The sequence below is a fragment of the Paenibacillus sp. plas6 genome, from assembly GCF_057221655.1.
In genome coordinates this window covers 2,551,986-2,571,464 of the sequence record NZ_CM170151.1, presented here as the reverse complement: position 1 = coordinate 2,571,464, position 19,479 = coordinate 2,551,986, and the positions used below count along the sequence as shown (strand labels likewise).

The following is a 19,479-nucleotide window of genomic DNA, read 5'->3' as shown; positions in this document are numbered from 1 at the left end:
TGAGCGTTGGTTTGGTATTTTATGGTTTTTGTGCAAAATGAACAATTTCATTTTAACTTCTTTCCTTTTTCCAATCATCCAATGAGATGAGATCATCATAACAAATCCTTGCCGCTTTCTCAATGAAAATCGAATCGCGTTCCCTGAAAAACTCCATTGGAGCATGTTCCTTGCGAATGCCCGCTTTTCTGAGAATGGACCATTCCTGCACGGGTTTTCCCACCCGTTCCAATTCTTTTATAGCCCACTGAATTTTTCGCCGTCGAAACTGTTCTTCACTTTCGACTGTTCGATCAAGGTATTTCTTTGTTTTGGGCAATCGTTCCAAATGTTTTTCCAGCAAAGGTCTAACACCAGCAATTGCCCCGACTCTGCTCACAGTCAGTCTTTTGGGCTTTCCGTTGGATTCAAGAATTTGACTTACTGCATCCTGGACTTTTGCTAACACTTCAAGATCGCGTTGATTCCAATCGACCCGAACGTTCCTGGTCTTCTTATTGTTGGTTTCAGGGGAATGCTTATTGAGCCAAATCCGATCATTTCGATACAAACGGGCGTACAGTGCGGGATTCAGTTTCCGAAGCTCGGTTTTGGATAAATTCGGATGCTGTTGTTGAAGGGACAGCCACTCGATTCGATCCCGTTCCCGCTCTAGATCCCGCCGTCCATCCTTTACTTCCTTTCCTCTGATATGCTTCTTAACGGTCATGGGATCCGCATGAAGCCTTCGGCCAATTTCTCGCAAACTTAAACCCTCGTTAGCCAGCCGCAGGCAGGCTTGTTCCCAAACCTCCCCGTATTGTTTAACCCTGGATATTTTGCTTGGGTCACTTTCTCCAGCCCGCCTTGTATAAACAAATCCGCAGGTACATGCAAAGGTTCCAATCACTTTCTTGGTTATTTCACAAGTGCTTATGGTTAAATCGGTAATCACCTTTTGTTGATAATGCTCCGCCGCAGGATTTAGACAAATCCACGGTCCATCCCCAAACGGCTTGTACTGCTCATCCTGATAAAACATTTCCTCAAGCGTGACACCCAAAAAATTCATCAAAAGCAGATGCCGCAAGGGATGAAAGGATTTCCGATGCTTTCTGGCCATCATCGCCAGCCAATTGCTTTCTCCCCGCAAGCTGGACTGTAACCGTTCCAAAAACTCCTTTCTGTAGTATTGAACAAAATCCCGTTGAAGCTTTGCTTGATCCACTTTCCCACTGACAAGGGAAGCATAATGCTTTTGCCGAAGCCTGGCTTCATAATGCCTCTGGAACCAATCGAGCGGCCGATGAGGAAAACGTTGCGTGAGCAGAGCTTCAATGCCGTTGCCTATGGAACGGTAATGCGAAAGCAGTCTTGAATCCGTTATGAACGCAACCTGATCCAAAGGACAGTTTTCTTCCGTCGGTTCCGCAAACGCATGTTTGTTCGTTTGCCGCAGGGCAATCTTGCTGTCGTTTAGCCACGTTCCATGTTTGACGCACACATCCCAGCCAGGAATGTGATGCATGCGATGCCAATTCAGCTCACCGTACCGCTCCAAATCTTCCCGAAAACAAAGGGGACAGTATCGAAAGGTTGACGAGTTTCGAATCGAACTCGCCATGACTCCTGCCTGGGCATAAATCCTTTTGCCGCTTCCGCTGACCATCGCCTCCAAAACCGCTCTTGCTTGCTCGGGAGGGAGAAAAGCGGAATAAAAGGGATACATCGTGTGATCCATGATCAATCGTTCCGCCGTTATTTTGGAACCGACAGGAAGTCGAGCAACCAACGCCCCGATATGGGACGGCAAATCCACGGAAGCCAGGACGTTGTTCTTGCCGAACAAATCCTGAAGCAGGTTCTTGGGACTTGGATCTCCTGTCCGCTTGCGATAACGGGCACAGACGGAATATAGAAGCTCATCGGGATAGGGGGTAGGAAAAAATACGAGCACTCGCCATCACCCCGCACACCACTTGTCGAATCGGATCACGCCTGCCTGTTTCAGGGCATCATAAGCGGTCATCCCCTCATCCTTGCCCTTTTTCACGATCAACCGCAAGTCACGTTCGTCTTCCGCAGGGTTTACCTTCCCGCCCTGTCTGTCCTGTTTCTTTTGAATCGATAATTGAAAAGCCGCCTTGACGACTTCATTGACATCGGAAGCACTCGGTTGCTCGGTTAACACGACTCTCACCAGTTCCGAAGCTTGTCGTTCGGAAATCCCCAATAACTGCAGTCGAATGATGGCTTCGTCTTTCACCCGCACAATTTGTTCCTGCCTGGATTCGGTTCGTTTTCGGGTTTCCTGGATAAAAGTTTGCACATCGATTTGAATTCGCTCCCTTTGAATAAATTCTTCCACATCGGGAACGACAATGTCCTCATAATCCAGCAACTGCGTTTTTCGTCCATCCCGCAGGGCATCGAGCATGGGGCGGATGATTTTGAATTGTTCCTTCGCCACTTTGCGAATCAACTCGGCGGTGATCTTCTCTTTTCCAGTGACGATTGCCCGCACTTGCGTCATCACGAAAAGTTTCAAGGACAAATCTAGGATCCCTTGTGTCTCCTCGTACATGACATCGGACAATTCCTGTGTCAGCCCCTCCACGTGTCTCGTCCACTGGTATTGCCACAATCCTGACAGAAACAATGCCCAGTTTTCATCATTTTTCAAACGATCCCACAGAAAACCGCCATGCCCGCTTAAGCTTCGTCGTGCCTGGCGAAATTCCGAGGTAAGCACCTTCAAACTTTTCGGTGTGCCCACCAACAGAACGGGGATTTGGGCTGAGTTGATCAGGGTCGTGAAAAAATTGAGCACTTGGGCGGAACCGCCGCTTCTCGCGAGACTTAAATGTTGAATCTCGTCCACTACCAAAATTCCCGTCCCCATGTTTTGCAACAGTCGGGACAAAATCGGGATCATCACGTTCGTTGACCAACGCCCGTTCCCGTACCTGTCCAAATATTGCGTGCCCAGAAGCGTATCGATGGCGGAAAACAATTGCAAACACAAAGCCTTCAGGCTTCCGTCATATGGAGCCTCCAGGCGAATGTGCGTGACTTGGCAGTTGGAGAAGTCTTGCCCCTGATACTCGGAATGAACGATCACTTGCGGGAAGAGGGCAAGGATTCTGTTCAGCGAGCTGGTTTTCCCTGAACCCGAAATGCCAATCAACGCCATGCTTTTGGCAGTCGAATGCGACGGATATACATTGCCCCTTTTCCTGTTCTCCATTTGAGATAATCGCCTGATGACGCTCGGCAAAAAAGGATTGCGTTCCGCATATCCGCCCCGAATTATTGACGAAATCGCATCATAAAGCACCAGGTGTTGTTCCAGAGGCTGAAAGTATTGGGAAAGCCGTTGCGGAATCAAGTGAATGCGAAGATGCGGTTCCAACTGTCTTTCCAACGGATCCATCGGCGGATAACTGGACAACGCTTCGATCACCTGTTCAGGCGATAAAATGTCGGGCAACGCCTCGATCCATGGATTGCCCGCAAAATCGGGAATGACCTGCTTTCGGTATGTCGCAACAACCGCTTCCGTTCCGTTTGGCAATCTAACGATCTCCACAAAACACATCCTCCTGCTTTTGTTTCAAGATTCTCAAATAGCTTCGTTCTTCCTGAACTTCCTCATCCCGCCGTTCCGAACGTTCACTTGCCGAAGATCTCACCAACGAAAAACTTTCCTGTTTTCTGTTCACTTCTTTCTCTTGCCGCCTGTTCTCCCTTATGTCCCTCAGTTTTTGGGTTTTGGACAGAGGAAGAGATTCTGCACGGGTTTTCCTCCTGGCTTCCTCGACAATCGCTTCAATTTCCGCCGCAAGCGATATCCGCTCTTTCAATTCCAGGTCTTGCGATTCCGCCTGATTCTGCTTCTCCCATGCAAGAAGATAGTTCACATCCTCCAGACTTTGATTCCGATACCGAGCCTGGGATTCCAACAAATGACACACATCATATTGGGTTCTGCCCAACCGTAGGTAAATGCGGCTGACGTTTCTAGGATCGAAAGAAATAGCCACTTTCCATGTGCCATGTGTGCGAGCGTGGACAAACCATTTCTCCTTCAACGCCGTGGGGCAACTGTAGTACATGCCTTGAAAACGGATTCCGCCAGGCGTCACCGTCGCCTCCTCCGTCGGCAACAGATTGAAACGCAAAATATCTTCCGATACCCTACGGAGCCTTCCCGAACGGTGCCCGATGCCAAAATTCCATAGAAGAATAGGAATTGGCTGGACATCTTGTGCAATCTGATCAGCATCCCGCTGGTATCCTGTCAAATAATGTCTATTGTTGTAGTACAACACACATTTAATGAGGATTTGCGTGAACTCTTGGATGGTGAGAGCGGCGTTCAGCCGATAATCTTTGGCTCCCCGTTCCTGAAAGTCCTCTTGAATCGCCCCAGGCAAGAATGGTTTTACATGCGTTTGAATAAGATCAAAATGTTTCTCCACAACCGCTTTCCAGTCTGGACGATATGGGGAGGTGTTTTTCACCGCAATCTGCAAATGCTCGATGATGGACAACGCCTTGTCGGAAAGCAGTTCACCTCTATCCGCCAGAATCGATTCGGGAAGGTACACACATGGCCAATCTTCTTCGCGGATCTCAATCCCATATTGACGGCACCATTCCACCTTCGATTCGCACGCATTTTTCAACGCCATCATCGCCCCTTGCCAGCTTGGTCCCTCCAGCCCAACGTATAGACCTGCGATCATTCGGCTATACCCGTCCATCACCAGGTACAGCACAGGACGCCCTATGATGAGCCTTCGGTCGAACGAACTGACGAGATAAACGTCTGCTACTGTAGCGTCTATCTGATAAACCGATCCTGGACCAAACACGTCTTGCTGGGTGGAACCCAAAACAGGTCGGTACCGCTGATGGAACTTTTTCGCACTTTCCCGCAGGGAGATTTCCTTTTTCAAATCCCGCCATTTGCGAAACCAGTAACGGAATTGCGAAAAGGAAGGAATCGCCGTGCCGCTTTCCATGACGGGAAGCTCGACTCCGTTGTCCAGCTTGCGATCCACAGCAAAATATTCTTTCAGCATCTGCTCGTACGCCCAGCGGAGGGAGGGGCGATTGGCTTTAAAGTAATACTTGTCCAAGGCAATTCGGAATATCTTTTTCACGTCCTCGCTCACGTTTATTTCCGCGTAGATGGAATCAAACCGTTTTGGTCTGCCCCGCTTCCTTGCCGCCTGCCCCCGTTCCTTTCCCTTGCCGCCACGGTTGGCAAAATCGGGCAATACCGCCAGCTTGGTTTTGCCGCGGCTCCAATACCTTTTGAGAATTCTCCCGATCTGCTTTTCCGACAACCCAAACCTCTCCGCCGCCTGGCGAACGAGCTTCGACCGTTCGGTTGAAACGAAGATTTGCGGTTCAAAATTTTTGGAAGCAATCGCCTGGACGATCTGCCAATCCGCTTCCCACTTCTCTTTTTCCTTTTCCGACAGCATGTCGGGATCCACAATGCAGGCCCACGGATCGGATTCTTCAATCCCGATGAAGCCTTGCTCGATTCCGTGATGGATATCTTCCAGCCAGCGGCTTTGGGGAAATTCCTTGCCCTGAATGTCGATGACAAAGCAGGCCGTCTGTTCCGCATCGATCCAAAGGATGCGTTCAAGCCGTTGTTCGCCGACATAGTTGATCACGGTGTTAACGCACAGCTCCAAATCTCTTCTCCCCTCCCTGAAGCATATTAACCTTTAGCCCAAGATCCTTGGGAGTCGCAGACAGCTGAATGTCTGCGTCCATGTTGACCTGGATGAGTCGGGAAGCGATCAAGTACCTGAACACCCAAAGCCCCGTGCCCGCCTCTTCTTTCATCTCCCTTTCAAAAGAAGCCAGGATGGCACGGAGACTTTGGTCAGAGGATAACAGTCGTTCCTGCAGGTTCGAGGCATATGCCTGGATTTGCGATATCGAAAATCCGTAATCCTGAACGTTCAAAGCAGACAACACCCATTCAATGTTGCGGCTTCGCTGATATGGAATTTCGTGCTGGGTCACAACGGCAAAATCCACCTGGCGGGCTTCCCAATACCGCCGCTGAATATCCAGCCTCTCCAAAGTTGCCTTTTTCTCCAGTTCGGCGGCATCTTTGATGGCACGGGCATACTGGATTTCTCTTCCTTCATGATCCTTTGCTGTTATGACAAATGTCGTAGTGATTACATGGGGGACTTCCGTTTTGGGATCCTTGAGCCGCTTTAAGAGCGACTCGTCCATTTGATCCACGATGATCTCTGCATCAAGAAGCGGAAACTGTTCCTTGATATCCAGTATCGATTCATCCCATTCCAGCAAATAAAAGTACCGCAGTTGCGTATCGGTGAGCAGATGCACCACACGGTTGCACTTTCTTGAAAACACTCGGCTTGCTCTGCCGCGGCTGGGGATGTCCATTACGGTCAACCAAGGGCGGTAGCATTCGCGTTCACCTTGCCCCCGACCTTCCGCCAAAAATCGTTTCAGTTTTGCTTCTGTCCAATCTGAGCTTCTTGCCAATTGATTCGCCTCCATTGCCTGAAAAGAAAAAGTGCCAATGAGTCGCACATAGACAACAGCATCCGTTTTTTTTTTGAAACGGCACTGTGCCTGCAACGACTCATGGCACTTGCACTTTTTATATTAAAGAAAGTAAGATTGTATGGTTTCATGTGATCAGATTTGCAACCCGTCAACCGCTCTTTGCTTGTCTTCCGCACTGGAGTTGACGTAGAACCGATAAACCAGATCCACCGAACTGTGCCCCGTCAATAGGCAAACCGTCTTGGGATCGACACCACTTTTGATCAGTTGGGAACAAAATGTGTGACGAGCCGCATGGGGATTCACTTTCTCGGACAATTGTGCTTTTCTGCTGTACTTATCCAAAATTTTATTGATCGCCAATCGCGTGAGTGGGCCTCGCTGTCCAATAAGCAGTTTGTTCGAATCCGTGTTAGGACGCACATTTAAATATTCCTTAACCGCGTTCACTGTTGCCGCATTCAGGTTCACTTTTCGCGACTTGTTCCCTTTGCCGTTACGTATAAGAATGTAACTGTAATGGTTCTTGCCGTTTCGTTCGGTTAGCACAATGTCATCCAATTCAATATTGACGAGTTCCGAACACCTGATTCCCGTTCCAAAAAGCAAATAGTAAATACAGATGTCCCTTTTGTTGTTTTCCGCTTCAATGGTCCTCTTCAGACGGTACATGTCCGTTTTTTCCACAACTTTAATTTCCCGATCCAGCTCTGTCGTGTGTTTCAACAACACTCTGTTCAATTGAATTTCCTCTTTGCATACGTCTGCCTTCACTAGGTAACGTTGATACAACACGACACTTTTCAGTTTCCGATTGATGCTGGTCGGTTTGAGTTTCTTGTGCAAGTTCAGATATTGTCGGTACTCTCGCACATCGGTTTCCGTGATCGAGTCGCTCTCGTACCCCAGCGTATCCTGAAGCCATGACTGAAATTGTTGGATATCGGTTAAATAGGCTTCTACCGTGAGCCAACTCTTTCCTTCCCGCAACAATTCTTCGCGAAATTGATCCAGATACAAATTCCTCTCCCCTTCTTTGCCAGACAACAAAAAAAGTGCTGTTTCAAATGGGCAACATTCCGCCTTTTTTTAAAAGTCGAAACATCATCCACATGAAAAAGCACTTTTTCAATGGTTATGTGATTAAGGACTATTATATTGGACATATCTCCGCCTTTCAAGCGTCCTAGTCATATTTACGACATGATATAATGAGGAAAATTGCCCATAAATCTCTGGAGGAGAGAAAAAGGAAAGTGGATTTAAATGGTCTGATTTCTACGATTATCACAGCGACAGCCGCACTTGTTGCGATCATTGGCGGATTTCTGGTTAGCAGAGTAATTACTCTTGCAGGTGAAAAGCAATCTATCGAACGAAGATTACAAGAAATAGATAACGATCTAACTATCAAGAAAGAAATGCTGGAAAACATTGAGAAAGTCATTTTCGAAGAAGATATCGATGATTTTATTCAAAACCACTGCGAAGAATTGATTATTGAAGGTAAATCCCTTGAGGAAATCCTTCGTGATGATGATTCTTGCAATTTCAGCGAAGAGGATCTAAAACCATATGTTGAAGAGTTGATTACAATCAGGGATAAAACCATAGAAATGATAGAAAAGTCTGAAGACCTTCCCAGTGATTTTACTGAGTTCATCAATGACAACGGGATTCAAATCGAAGGAAAGAAAAGCTGGTATGAATTAGTGTACAAAATAATAAGGAAGAATGTCCTCGGTACAGGATTCTTATATGACCTTGAACCCCCTGTATTGAGCATCATGGATGCACAGACGTATCGTGAGAAAGTAAAGTATAGGGACGAGTTAAGGAATGAAGTATATTTTCTTTCGGTAAGAAAGAATGAACAGCAAAAAATTTTGAATGATTACGTCAAACCTTATGGGTTATGGAGCGGTCTTGCGATATTGATATATTCCTGTATTGTTGGCATAGCCTACCCCTGCATTCTCCTTCCTTATCCAGAAGAAACTTATAACGATGTAAAAACCAAATGGTTGTTAATTTCACTTTTCTTTAGTGCATTAATCGCCATTTTCATATACTTGGCTGTATCAATGCACAAACTTACACGGAGGAAACAGGATCCTAAACCTGACAAATAACTTGACTACATAACTCTTGATTATGTTGAGAGTTAAAGCTCGTTTCCCTGTTCACCTTCAGCATTTTGGGGCATTTAAGAATGAAAAAACTCACCACATAACTTATTAAGGCTAAAACCATGGCTTTTGTATATTGCATTGCTGGAATTTGTGCAGGTGATATACCATTGTCCCGTTTGAACTTGTTTAATAGAATAAGACAAAGGGGGAGACGGCTTGAAAACAGATAGAATTTAGGTTTTGTGTTTATTTTGGTCAGCGGTATCATTTATTCGATTGAAAGAGCCGTTTCCATCATGACGACAAGCATGATCCGAGCAGGATGCGGGAAGCATGACTGGTGAGGTGCCTAATGTAGAAGCGAGCGGTTATTTTCGAATCCATTTGTTCCAATTTTCCTGTGTCTGGGTATGGGATTAATCATTTTATAACTTCATCGAAAACACATAGAAGATGACATGTTTCCAATATCTGGCTCTCGCCATTGAATGCTTTATGTATGGGGTGCACCCCCTCTCGGGGATGCGGTATTGTGGAACGATTCAAGCGGATTGGTTATTGTCCAACCGCTTGAATATTCCTGCCATGATTCGGCGAAGTTCCTGGGCTTTTTCATCCAGCCGCTCGAACGTGTCTCTATCAATGTAGCCCTTTCTGAAAGCCCTTTCAATCCAATAGCGGGTCTCGTTAGCCGATCCGAATGCGATCCCCAAGTGGTACCGCTCACGCCCTGCATACTGCCCGCCATTCGATTCAGCGATGTTTGCACCGATGCTTGTGACACATCGGATGAGCTGATCCACCAACCGATACTTTTCGTCTTGTGGGAATTTTTTTACGATCTCATCGATTTCGTCTTCCAAAGCAATTGCTTTTTGATATAAGGTCAACGTTTTGAAATCTTTCATGAATAAATTCCTCACCCCCTCCGCCGCTATACTTCGGTTGGTAATGAACCTAAAATTCCTCCACATCAATCCGTACTGAGTCCAAATCCTTTAACCGTTCAAGCATAATTTCTCTTCTCGTCATCAACTCTTGATACCTGCTTTTCAGCATTTTCGACAAGCTCCTTATGACCGAGCCATAGTATATTTCCTCATCATCAAAATAGGCTTCAAATCGAGTTACTTCATGTTGCATCGAATGTTTTCGAGAATCTGGATATTTATGGACAGTGTAAAAACATATGAGTTTCCTGTCTTCCGTCAAAAACAACTCGTTGAATTCCTCTGTTTCTTCACCATTGGCATTGCCCGAATATTCAAGTGAGGAATTGATCAAAAACCCCTTTAGCAATTCTCCGTCCGTTCGGTAAAAATATTCCCTTTGCTCCATTCGCGTCCCGAACATTGACGCCTTTTTAAAAATGGGTTCAAATTTCAGGACGTTTTTGGCGATTTCAAATACCTGCTCTATCATCCATTCACCTGTTTTCTTATTTTCCCTTGTTAATCTTTTCAGTTCCGTTTCTGCAAATTGAATATCTGAAACAAGCCTCCGAATTTCATTCAACATGCACTCACGATCCTTCCGATTTGAGTTTTATAACAGGGCTCTCACGTTAAAATTGCTTGTTCAGCCCTCCCCCCTGTTTTGCCTGCCTCTGGATTCATTGTATATATTAAATAGAAGGAAATTGTCGCCTGACAGGCAACATAAGAGGAGGCAACAGATGGGTAAATTAGACGCTAATCTGAAACAAAAATCAAAGAACTAGCCTTTTCCGATGATTTTCTTCAGAAAAACAAAAAATATTCTGCAATCTATGAAAACCAAACTGAGGGCACAACTGTATTTGGGCACAGTTTGAGCAGTTTTCAAGTGAATGCCATCCAATCAAGACTCAGGACTGCACAGAACACCTTATCCCTGGGCAAATACATACGAAAATTAGCCGCTGATAAGGGACGGTTCCATTACAATGAGGCGTTTTTTGGACAGGCTCAAATCACCCGCCAATACTGGTCAAAACTGCTCAACGATAAATATGAAAGACCTTCGAAAGAGGTTATTTTGCGTATTGCCATTCTTTTCAGATGCGACTTGAAACAAACACATGAACTGTTGGCGAAAGCTGGGTATACCTTTTCCGATTGCGATCTAAGGGATCAGATTGTTTTGGGTTGCATCGAATTGGGCGTCTACGATTTCGCGGACATTGAAGAGTTGCTGGAAGATGAGGGATTAAAATCTCTTTTTTCATAAATCATTTTGCAAAACTATACCAAATCAATTAATAAAAATGCCCCCCTATCTCTTTCGAGAAACAGGGCAGATCAACACCGATAATCAGTGACTTGCCCGCACCATCTTCTCGCCAAACACAAATAATAGACTTTATTATGTTTGCAAAATCCCCAAGAATATTCATTTTTGTTGAAAAAACATTATCTCCAAGTTCGGCTTCTTCGAAGCCTGATTGCAATACAATACCTATGAGTTGGGCGTTCCTACCGAACGCCGTAGTCACCCAAAGGGTGACTATGAAACTATAAGCCAAAAACGATCTTGCTTTTTGGAATTATTCATTTTTCAAAGTTGGGTATCCTTGTAATGAACTTTATTGCGGTGAAATGATAAAGTGATACAAGCTAATGCAAAATAAAAAAAGCGAAGCTTTTTTTGCCCCGCTTAAAATGGAATGTCGTCAAAATTATCTGGTTTTGGCGGATCATCAATGCTTCTTGATGGGGGAAAAACTCTCAAGGCATACTCTTTGCCAAAAAACGTTTCAATTTTTTCTTTCGTAATTTTGCCGACGTTGCTCATTCCATGTTGAAGAAGATTTGTGACGACCTGTTCCGCTTCCGCCAAAATGTTATCTGTATACCGTGGAATTTGGTAAAAATTGATGAACTTATGCCCTTTTCTCCCTCCATGAATCCCTTTCGCAATCTCCCAAAGTTCATCCGAAAGTTCTGTGTGCGGGATTTTGATGAGGAGACCGATTAAAGCCAACATATTGATGGCTCTTGTTATCGTAGACCTCTCATAAAGATCCCCCAACCTATTCTTAAGCTCAGTGGAAGAAACAAAGAAAACCGATTCTCCGTTGCAACGAAACTTTGGATAAATATGCTCCTTCCCCCAAGAGTTTAGCAAAATCAACAGCGGAACAAAGCCTTTTGTATAATCATAAAGTATCGGTTGTCTCTGTTTTATTCGAGCTATCCCATCCTGTAGCAAATCTAAATTATATTCATACTTTTGATTCTCTTGGAGACTCCATTCATCGTGGAGTTCCTCGATATGAAACAGTTTGGCCAGTTCTTGACGAGCTTTTATAAAGCTGTCAGCAACACTCGTTCCAATGCCTATCCCTTCCACTGTTTCAATGAAATCAAATATATTCATTCCAATCGTCCGTCCATTTGGCCGCTTAGTGAAATATCGATAGACACCTTTTTTATCCTTTGATATCCACGCTATGTTACTCGACACCAATTGACATGGAAAAAATATGTTTTCTTCGCCAGGAATATTGGCATAAATTCTGCCAAACAGGTTGTTTTGTAACGCAAACTGGTCAAATTGCTGAGTTGTGATATTCAAATCGTGTAATCTTGAATCCAATGTCCGTTTAACGAAATTATGGATTTTCCCTGTTTCCAGCAAATGTTGATGGATTGCCGCTTTTACTATCTTGTTAGCCTTTCGATATGATACCAAAACCCCTTTCTCTAATATTTGATCCTCTCTTCTTTTCAGTTTATATACCTCTATTGCGAATTCTTTCCCCCTAAACCCCTGCTTTCGCAATTCACGTTTGCCTTTATTCAATCGGACTATTTTTTGTTTAAGCAATTGTTTCGGTGTTCCTTTAGGTTCAAAAATTTCGTCTATACTTTTCATGCTTTATCACCCCCAGTATTGTCTTTACAATACGATGATAATTATTTTGACTGCGGGTCAACAGATATAAAACGTCGAACCAGGTTGGACACATTAGTTACTGACAACCATAACGACTTGCTTCTTTGCCCCCACCCCTGTCGTACATGTCCGACATGTACCGACAAAAAAATGCGACTTGTTCCGATTAAGTCGCACAAGAACTGCATAAAATCTAAAAAACCATTGAATCTACCAAAAAGGGGGAATGTGAATGCACAATAGATTTTTGATTGCAATCGACAGTGGGAAACATTCGACGAAAGCCATCATGAAAGACGAGGGAGGTTTGCAAAGGGTCAAGTTTCGAACTCTTGTGGAAGAAGTCGAGGATTTCGGGGCTGATATGTCCCCTAATACCGATCTCGTGGAATTCCAGGGGAAATCATTCTTGGTCGGTGAAATGCTTGACGAAAAAATGGATTATCGTTTGACGAAACACAACCAAACACACCAGATTTGCATCTATCTAGCCATTGCAAAGCTGTTGCAAAAATCCAAACGTTCCATCGCCTTCGCGAATATTTGCTTGGCGACCAACATACCACTAAGTCTTTACAAAAACGACCGACAAAAACAGGCATATCAAGAATTTATCCAAAATGGCGGGGAGCCGATTTGCCTGAAGGTGAACGGCAAAGCATTTGTCTTTCGGATCAACCAAATTTATGTGCTCCCAGAGGGCATCGGTCCCGTTTACAGCGAAATCAACGAATTCCGTCACAAACGCAGTTTGGTTATCGATATCGGTTCCTTGAATGTAAACTTTCAAGAATTCACGAACCTGATCCCTTCATTCCAGCAGATGGTTACGGCTGACCTTGGAATCAATCTGCTAAGAAGCAAAATTTCCGATGCCTTAACCAGCAGATTCGGAACCACCGTTTCAGACCTGGATGTTAAACGATTATTGCGAGGTGATAAATATTTGTACCTAAACGGCGAAAAGCAAGAAGACAGCAAGGAGATTGTAGAAAAACTCATTAGCAACCATGTGAAAGAAATCTTTAATCACGCCAGAAGCAGGAAGATCTCGTTTAACAATACGGAGGTTCATTTCGTTGGAGGCGGGGCGTTGTTGCTCAGGGATTTCATTATCGATGAATATCCATCATCCATCATTCACACCGATGCCCAGTTTGCCAATGCACTCAGCTTCCTTAAAATTTTGGAGGCTAAGCAAAATGGGTAATCGAATGAGGCTCTCGATTTCGTTCAAACAGCAACATAGGCATATATACGAACATTTGAAATCGATGCCCAATAAAAGCTACTATATTGCTAAGGCAGTTGAATCCTTTATGAACCATGGCCGTTCGGATCTCCATGATCAAATACGGGAAATTGTGTTGGAAATTTTGCAGAAAAGTCCAGTTTCATTTGAAAATCGGCCGAACATCAATAATAATGACTTTCTCTCAAAGGAAGATGTCGATCTCCTCAATCAGCTATTTTGATCTGAAAATAGTCTTTACATTATCAAAGGTTGGGGTTATCTTTTGGGAAAGGAAACAAGTCAAAATAACGAAGAAATTTCAACAATTGCAAAGTTCAATGATCAAAAAACAGCGAAATATAAAAAGGAGATCGGTCTGATAAATAAGTTTTTTAAAACTCAAAGGATTGAATATAATGGATATATGTGCAACTTTATTTATCAGTTCATCGTCTTAACATCAAAGAAATAAGGAGGCTTTAAGAAATTGAGCAACGTCGAACACCTCAATCATTGGAGAGAAAATCACAAGAGAATTAAAGGGGAAGAAGATTATAAGGGAAACCATACTCCATTGAAATACTTGCATATCCACGAAGGCGAGGTTGTTGGAACCCTACACTACCTTGAACATCTAGAATTAGCCAGCGTTGATGATCTAAGGAAGGATATCTTGGAGCAAAAGGAAGCATTGGAAACTGGCATTGATAAATATGGAAATCCAACCTGTGATAACGAGTTATATCCATGGGATTGTGAATTGCTGGTTTGCAAAGAGGGTATTTTTACTTGGTGTTGGGATTGCGAAGATTATGTGCATGTTGGGGAATTGTACCATCTGCATTCGCAAAAGATAAAAAAGATTAAAGAGGGTAATGTTGTTCGTTAACATTACCCTTTCCTTATTAATTGGCATTAGAGTTCCCGAACCACTTCCTCATCCAAAATGGCTTTTCGTTGTTTCCAATCAGAACAGAAAGAGAAGGTGTTTAGGAGCCAGGCCGATCCCTTTATTGTACACAACGGCGGAGTTTCCCAATTTGTCCTAATTTTTTAACTCACACCCAAAGCTTTAAACACCGCATCGGTTGGATCTGAGTAAAAGATAGGTTGAATCTTGATCAGCAAATCTGGAGGAACAGTCTGCAAGTCCATAACCGACGATGCTGGAATCAATACACGCTTTGCCCCTGCATCAACACATACTTGCAATACATTTGCAAATTCTTCAACTTTGGCAATCGTTCCTCCTACAGTCATGTTGCCAAGTACCACCATACTCTCTTGAACAGGTCTTTCCAGAGCCGCTGAACACAGCCCAACCAATTCAGCAATAGCCAATTCTTCCGTCAACCCGATGCCTTGAAGGTCGCTGATATGCATAAGATAGTCCTTCGTTTTCGTACTGATAGAACTGCTTATGCTTTTGCAGTTGGCAGTAAAGTATCGGAAAGCCGTGTCCAGACTTTCTTTTGCCCCCCGATGGGATCCAACACCCGATTTTTCATACTTCCCTGTTCCAGAGACCACCTGATTTTCAAGCTTATATACCCCGATCATGCCTGAATCACCATGGCCAACGGTATAGACATGGCCAGGTTTCCCCATACCTTCGGGGATCAGCTTGCCGCCGCCTTGCTCTGGTACAGAAACATATTCCTCGTTCAGCGTTTCCCTGTCAATATAGGAGAAGTGCACATCGTAAAATTCCATACCGCCGATCTTCTTCAGTTGTTCTTTTACCCTTCTTCGACCTTCAAGGGCATATTTCAGGATTTCTTCAACATTCTCTCTTGTATACTCTCCATGCGGGTACAAGAGCTTGATCAGCCCCGATACCGTTTTACGGACAGCAATAACATCGCGTTGATTCAAGTTGTTTCCCAGTTTAAAATACTTATCAATGGCATCGGAAAATGAACGTTTTCTCATCTCCCTGAAAAATTCGGCCAAATAATCAACGATAAACCCGTATTTATCGGTAAAAAATTCAGGCCGCATTTTCGGTATTTCCCAACCTGGAAGATAATAATGCATCCGATCAAAAAACGCCGTATCGTTTGCCATCGCTTCTGGAAACGGGGCAAACAAATGTGAGGTCTTGATTAACGAATCCACGCTCTGATTAATGTTTCCGACAAAAACCATAGAGGACGATGCCGCTTTTTCTTCCTTCCCCCTTGCAAACGATCCAGAAGCCATGTAGTCTTTCATAATTTGAATGCCATCTTTATCCTTGAACTGGATGCCCGCCACTTCATCAAAAGCGACCGTATCCCATAAACCGACCAATCCCACCTTTTTAGTGGACATATTGTAAAACAAATTCGCTACAGTCGTTTGCCCACCTGATACCAGAATGGAATTCGGAGAGATCTCTTTATATACATGGGACTTGCCTGTTCCTCTTGGACCAAGTTCACACAAATTGTAGTTGTTCTCTACCAAAGGAACGAGCCTTAGGAGCAAATGCCATTTGACCCTTTCCTCAAAATGCGTTGGCTCCATTCCAGTCGAACGAATAAGTACATCCATCCATTCTTCTTTTGAGAAGCTTTTTCTGCCTTCCAACACCTCATTCAAATCCATGTTGGGTAGTTGGATGGGCTTCAGGCTACTGATTCTGAACGGATTATGGTTCTTTACCTCTTCATCAAAGTAATATTCCATCTTCAGCATACACCAAATGCCGCCAGCCAAAAGCTTATCGTATTCCTTCACGTAGTTTGGAGAGATGGGAACACCTTTTAGACCCAGGTTGGAAAATTCGGCTTCATAGGTATCAATCTTCGCATTAAGGGATACTGTGACCTTGTCAATGATGGAATATTGTCCCAGCTCCCGAATTTTGGACTTAATCTTTTCGGCTTCGTCGGGTCTAACAAAATTTTCGGCGAGGATCTTCTTGACCCGTTCCAACCCTTCCCGTATATTCTCCTCGTCATCAGTCGCCGCGTACATGCCCAACAAGTATTCGAGCACATAAACAGGGACATTAGCCCCTTCTTTAATCATTTTGGTCAAATCTTTACGAACAACCCTGCCCGAAAACACTTCATTCAGTTTTCGGTCTAAATCTAAAGAGCGGTCTTCTCTTTGTGGCTCCATTCCTGTCCTCCTCTCTAAAAGTCAAACTCGCTGACGATCCCCAAGCTAATTTGAAATGGTATTTTCTCAACGACTACGTTTGTTTCAACGTCCTTGATGATAAGGTAATAATCCTTGTTCTTGTCGTATGGGATCGACTTTAAGGCAAACCGAAGCTTGAAAGTCCGATCCTCTGGTTTGTCAGAGGTTCGGTCACAAATTAGGGTTTCTTCATTGGTAATCACGGATTCAGTATCGTCAACCATATAAATCTTCACGGTACGAGGGATCAGCTTGTCTTCGACTTTTTCGGTCTGGAAGAAAGTCAAGTTGAACAAACTGTTCGTGATTTTTCTCGTCGTGTTTGTTAGCTTCACATCCACCTTTTCGATCTCTCGGCTGTTCTTCTGTCCGCTTCTGATATTTTTGAACTTGATCAGCGGTACTACGATCTCCTGCAAGCTGGCTCCACCATGAACGAAATTGACGCCAGATCCTTGCATCTTAAATCGGATCGTCGCTTTGGGAACGTAAGTCGTTATACGATATTCATTCTTGATTAATGAGTCCATGTTAATATCGAGAAGACCCGTTCTTTCCCCCAAATCCTGAGACAGCAAATATCTTCTTTTTACTTCAAAAGCATGAAGCCCTTCTTTCTCAATTTTATCACTTTCCTCCAACGCTTCCCGTTGATATACGAATCCATGATCGGCAGTCACAAAAATATTCGTTCCGCTTAGATCGTCGCGAATGATTTTGATGATATTGTATATCTCCTCAATCGCTTTTTCCGCCGCTGTAAACGTGTAGATTTCTGTAGACGCTTTATCCCCGATGGCATCGATACTGTCATGGTAGATGTAAATCAGTTTCTTGCCCTTAAAAGTTTCTCTTCTACCCGCTTTATTCATGGCGAATAGCTCTTGATAATGTATTGCAATGCTCTCAGAAACAGCCGTCTGTAAAATTTCCATTCGATTTTCAATACCAGTGGAAGTTCTCCCGTCCACAAGAACTCTGCCATCCAAGTCGATCTCCAAACTTCTATGCGGAAGCAAGGACGCCATGCCAAGCTTTGTTATCGAAGGGATCACGCCCAGCAATGCTTCGATATCACAAGCTCCAGTCGTTTCCGAATTGAGTTTATCTGCGAGTTCGACCGCTATTTCATAACGGAGAGCGTCGGATATGATCACGAATACCCGATCGCCTTGGCGGATTTTTGGAGCAACAAAGCTTCTGTAAAAATCCTTTTGATTCTGTATTCCTGGGATCATCCAGTTCGTTTTCATCTCCGCGTCAACAGCGGCAGACCAATGCGAACTTAATTCACCCATGAACCAGTTGGTATACAGGTTTTCAATCATTTCTTTGAGCTTTTTGAGAATCTCGCTGTTTGCATCATGATCAAATGCGACATAAAACTTTCTGTAGTAGGTGTCCATCTTGTGGTATTCTTCCACATACGCTCGATACATGTCCAATGCCTGAGCTTGTGGAATTCCCAAGCTGTGCTTCTTGTAAAACTCAAACATTTTTACGGTGTAGTACAAGGCTTCGTAAATGTATTGAAACCTCTCATAAAAATGCTTGGTTCGGCGTAAATGAATAAGCTTGATATATTCTTCATAATCTTCCAGCCTTGCGTCCAAGCTGTTGGCAATGTATATGATGATCGCTTTATCGAAATAAGGAAACGTATCCGCTGTTTTGAATTCTGAAACGGGGAGTTGGTTCACAATGTCAGCAAGCTTGATTTCTTTCTCTACAGTCTCGGAAAGTTGATCGAATACAACGTAATCCGTTTTATGATGCATCCAGTGATCAATAAATACTAAAGCATTTGATTTGTTGCGATTCGCGATGTAATTCTTCAAAAGCGAAAGATGTTTTTCATCTACGGAATGACTAAGCGTCGTGACAGTTAAGTGAATGAACAATGTTTTTAATGATTTGTTGTCTTGTTCAAAGCCAAATCGCTCGGATACATAGTTCCAGAAAACGTTGATGTCAAAATACCTCTCCATTTGAAGCAAATACTTGTTCTCACTGTCATTAAGGGAATCCATGAGAATGACTTTTAGAGCATCTTCAAAATCAGGCGATTTGAGGTTACACAATACGCTCATAATCGCCAGCTCAATGGTTTCTTGTGTATATGAAGGAATGCCGTATGCCTTGAATTTTCGAAGCCGCTCTTTGTTGCCAAAAAACTTTTCATATTTCTTAACTACGCTTCTTAAGGATGAATCAATGTTCAGCTCCTTCATGATTAGCGAGATCTTATCCGCATAGAAGGTTTTCGAATATAGAAGAGTATCCAATAGCCAATTCTCTTCCAGACTCATGTCCAAGTTGGAATAGATCAGATAGTGAGAACCTGTGTCCTCTTCCTCAAGCAAGTATTTCGTGTAGAAACTGTTACCTTCCGTCCACTTATGAACTTTCACGTTCTCAATGTGGATATCGTCTATGTAATCAATAAACTCTTGATCTTTATCCATCCAAAAGACAATCTTCCGTTGCTCCCCATCACTTAATGGTTGCTGAAAGGTTGCCCTTAGAGTATTTAAAATTTCATCGATATTCATTGCT

Annotated in this window: 16 protein-coding genes; 5 read left to right on the top strand and 11 right to left on the bottom strand. The window is 43.8% G+C overall.

The genetic code is table 11. The features are described from left to right. Nucleotides 1-52 precede the first annotated feature (52 nt). From AC2TDL_RS11580 to AC2TDL_RS11560, 5 genes are all read right to left on the bottom strand, one after another. Nucleotides 53-1,936, bottom strand: a complete 1,884-nt coding sequence (locus tag AC2TDL_RS11580) for a TnsD family transposase (protein WP_484696268.1) — start codon at nt 1,934-1,936, stop codon at nt 53-55. A 6-nt stretch (nt 1,937-1,942) separates the two neighbouring features. Then, entirely contained in the window at nt 1,943-3,568 is a 1,626-nt protein-coding gene (locus tag AC2TDL_RS11575; protein WP_484696267.1) for an ATP-binding protein, read from the bottom strand. Further along, nucleotides 3,555-5,693, bottom strand: coding sequence for a transposase (locus AC2TDL_RS11570; protein ID WP_484696266.1), 2,139 nt, complete (start codon nt 5,691-5,693; stop codon nt 3,555-3,557). Before AC2TDL_RS11570 ends, AC2TDL_RS11575 begins: the two co-directional genes overlap by 14 nt. Then, complete coding sequence (locus AC2TDL_RS11565; RefSeq protein ID WP_484696265.1) at nt 5,677-6,528, bottom strand: TnsA endonuclease C-terminal domain-containing protein; 852 nt, start codon at nt 6,526-6,528, stop codon at nt 5,677-5,679. The genes AC2TDL_RS11570 and AC2TDL_RS11565 overlap by 17 nt, the downstream gene beginning before the upstream one ends. Nucleotides 6,529-6,684: 156 nt before the next feature. Next, nucleotides 6,685-7,572, bottom strand: a complete 888-nt coding sequence (locus tag AC2TDL_RS11560; RefSeq protein ID WP_484696264.1) for a tyrosine-type recombinase/integrase — start codon at nt 7,570-7,572, stop codon at nt 6,685-6,687. A gap of 191 nt (nt 7,573-7,763) precedes the next feature. On the opposite strand from AC2TDL_RS11560, the gene AC2TDL_RS11555 reads away from it, so the two are divergent. Then, on the top strand, nt 7,764-8,684 hold the full coding sequence (locus tag AC2TDL_RS11555) for a hypothetical protein (protein WP_484696263.1): 921 nt from the start codon (nt 7,764-7,766) through the stop codon (nt 8,682-8,684). A gap of 542 nt (nt 8,685-9,226) precedes the next feature. Here AC2TDL_RS11555 and AC2TDL_RS11550 read toward each other — a convergent pair. Both AC2TDL_RS11550 and AC2TDL_RS11545 read right to left on the bottom strand, forming a co-directional pair. Then, on the bottom strand, nt 9,227-9,592 hold the full coding sequence (locus AC2TDL_RS11550) for a four helix bundle protein (RefSeq protein WP_484696262.1): 366 nt from the start codon (nt 9,590-9,592) through the stop codon (nt 9,227-9,229). A 49-nt stretch (nt 9,593-9,641) separates the two neighbouring features. Further along, on the bottom strand, nt 9,642-10,202 hold the full coding sequence (locus AC2TDL_RS11545; RefSeq protein ID WP_484696261.1) for a hypothetical protein: 561 nt from the start codon (nt 10,200-10,202) through the stop codon (nt 9,642-9,644). 306 nt (nt 10,203-10,508) lie between these two features. Here AC2TDL_RS11545 and AC2TDL_RS11540 point away from each other — a divergent pair, with 306 nt between their 5' ends. Continuing rightward, complete coding sequence (locus AC2TDL_RS11540; RefSeq protein ID WP_484696260.1) at nt 10,509-10,892, top strand: hypothetical protein; 384 nt, start codon at nt 10,509-10,511, stop codon at nt 10,890-10,892. A 28-nt stretch (nt 10,893-10,920) separates the two neighbouring features. Here AC2TDL_RS11540 and AC2TDL_RS11535 read toward each other — a convergent pair whose 3' ends face one another. Together AC2TDL_RS11535 and AC2TDL_RS11530 are read right to left on the bottom strand one after the other, a co-directional pair. Further along, complete coding sequence (locus tag AC2TDL_RS11535) at nt 10,921-11,187, bottom strand: hypothetical protein (RefSeq protein WP_484696259.1); 267 nt, start codon at nt 11,185-11,187, stop codon at nt 10,921-10,923. Nucleotides 11,188-11,318: 131 nt separating this feature from the next. Next, nucleotides 11,319-12,539 carry a hypothetical protein gene (locus AC2TDL_RS11530; protein WP_484696258.1) on the bottom strand — a complete coding sequence of 407 codons (1,221 nt, stop codon included), beginning with the start codon at nt 12,537-12,539 and terminating at the stop codon, nt 11,319-11,321. 253 nt (nt 12,540-12,792) lie between these two features. Here AC2TDL_RS11530 and AC2TDL_RS11525 point away from each other — a divergent pair, with 253 nt between their 5' ends. The 3 genes from AC2TDL_RS11525 (at nt 12,793) to AC2TDL_RS11515 (ending at nt 14,683) form a co-directional block, all read left to right on the top strand. Beyond that, nucleotides 12,793-13,770 carry a ParM/StbA family protein gene (locus AC2TDL_RS11525; protein WP_484696257.1) on the top strand — a complete coding sequence of 326 codons (978 nt, stop codon included), beginning with the start codon at nt 12,793-12,795 and terminating at the stop codon, nt 13,768-13,770. Next, on the top strand, nt 13,763-14,035 hold the full coding sequence (locus AC2TDL_RS11520; protein WP_484696256.1) for a hypothetical protein: 273 nt from the start codon (nt 13,763-13,765) through the stop codon (nt 14,033-14,035). The genes AC2TDL_RS11525 and AC2TDL_RS11520 overlap by 8 nt, the downstream gene beginning before the upstream one ends. Before the next feature lie 246 nt (nt 14,036-14,281). Next, nucleotides 14,282-14,683 (top strand): hypothetical protein, encoded by a 402-nt coding sequence (locus AC2TDL_RS11515; RefSeq protein WP_484696255.1) that lies wholly within the window; start codon nt 14,282-14,284, stop codon nt 14,681-14,683. Between the two features lie 164 nt (nt 14,684-14,847). Here AC2TDL_RS11515 and brxL read toward each other — a convergent pair whose 3' ends face one another. After that, the gene (brxL, locus tag AC2TDL_RS11510; RefSeq protein WP_484696254.1) at nt 14,848-16,902 is read right to left on the bottom strand and encodes a protease Lon-related BREX system protein BrxL; all 2,055 of its coding nucleotides are present in this window, start codon (nt 16,900-16,902) and stop codon (nt 14,848-14,850) included. Nucleotides 16,903-16,916: 14 nt separating this feature from the next. Next, nucleotides 16,917-19,475, bottom strand: coding sequence for a BREX-1 system phosphatase PglZ type A (gene pglZ, locus AC2TDL_RS11505; RefSeq protein WP_484696253.1), 2,559 nt, complete (start codon nt 19,473-19,475; stop codon nt 16,917-16,919). Nucleotides 19,476-19,479 lie beyond the last annotated feature (4 nt).

Coding starts and splice junctions, on each gene's coding strand:
- AC2TDL_RS11555 (WP_484696263.1), top strand. CDS start 7,764: ATGAGGAAAATTGCCCATAAATCTCTGGAGGAGAGAAAAAGGAAAGTG.
- AC2TDL_RS11550 (WP_484696262.1), bottom strand. CDS start 9,592: ATGAAAGATTTCAAAACGTTGACCTTATATCAAAAAGCAATTGCTTTG.
- AC2TDL_RS11545 (WP_484696261.1), bottom strand. CDS start 10,202: ATGTTGAATGAAATTCGGAGGCTTGTTTCAGATATTCAATTTGCAGAA.
- AC2TDL_RS11530 (WP_484696258.1), bottom strand. CDS start 12,539: ATGAAAAGTATAGACGAAATTTTTGAACCTAAAGGAACACCGAAACAA.
- AC2TDL_RS11525 (WP_484696257.1), top strand. CDS start 12,793: ATGCACAATAGATTTTTGATTGCAATCGACAGTGGGAAACATTCGACG.
- AC2TDL_RS11520 (WP_484696256.1), top strand. CDS start 13,763: ATGGGTAATCGAATGAGGCTCTCGATTTCGTTCAAACAGCAACATAGG.
- brxL (WP_484696254.1), bottom strand. CDS start 16,902: ATGGAGCCACAAAGAGAAGACCGCTCTTTAGATTTAGACCGAAAACTG.
- pglZ (WP_484696253.1), bottom strand. CDS start 19,475: ATGAATATCGATGAAATTTTAAATACTCTAAGGGCAACCTTTCAGCAA.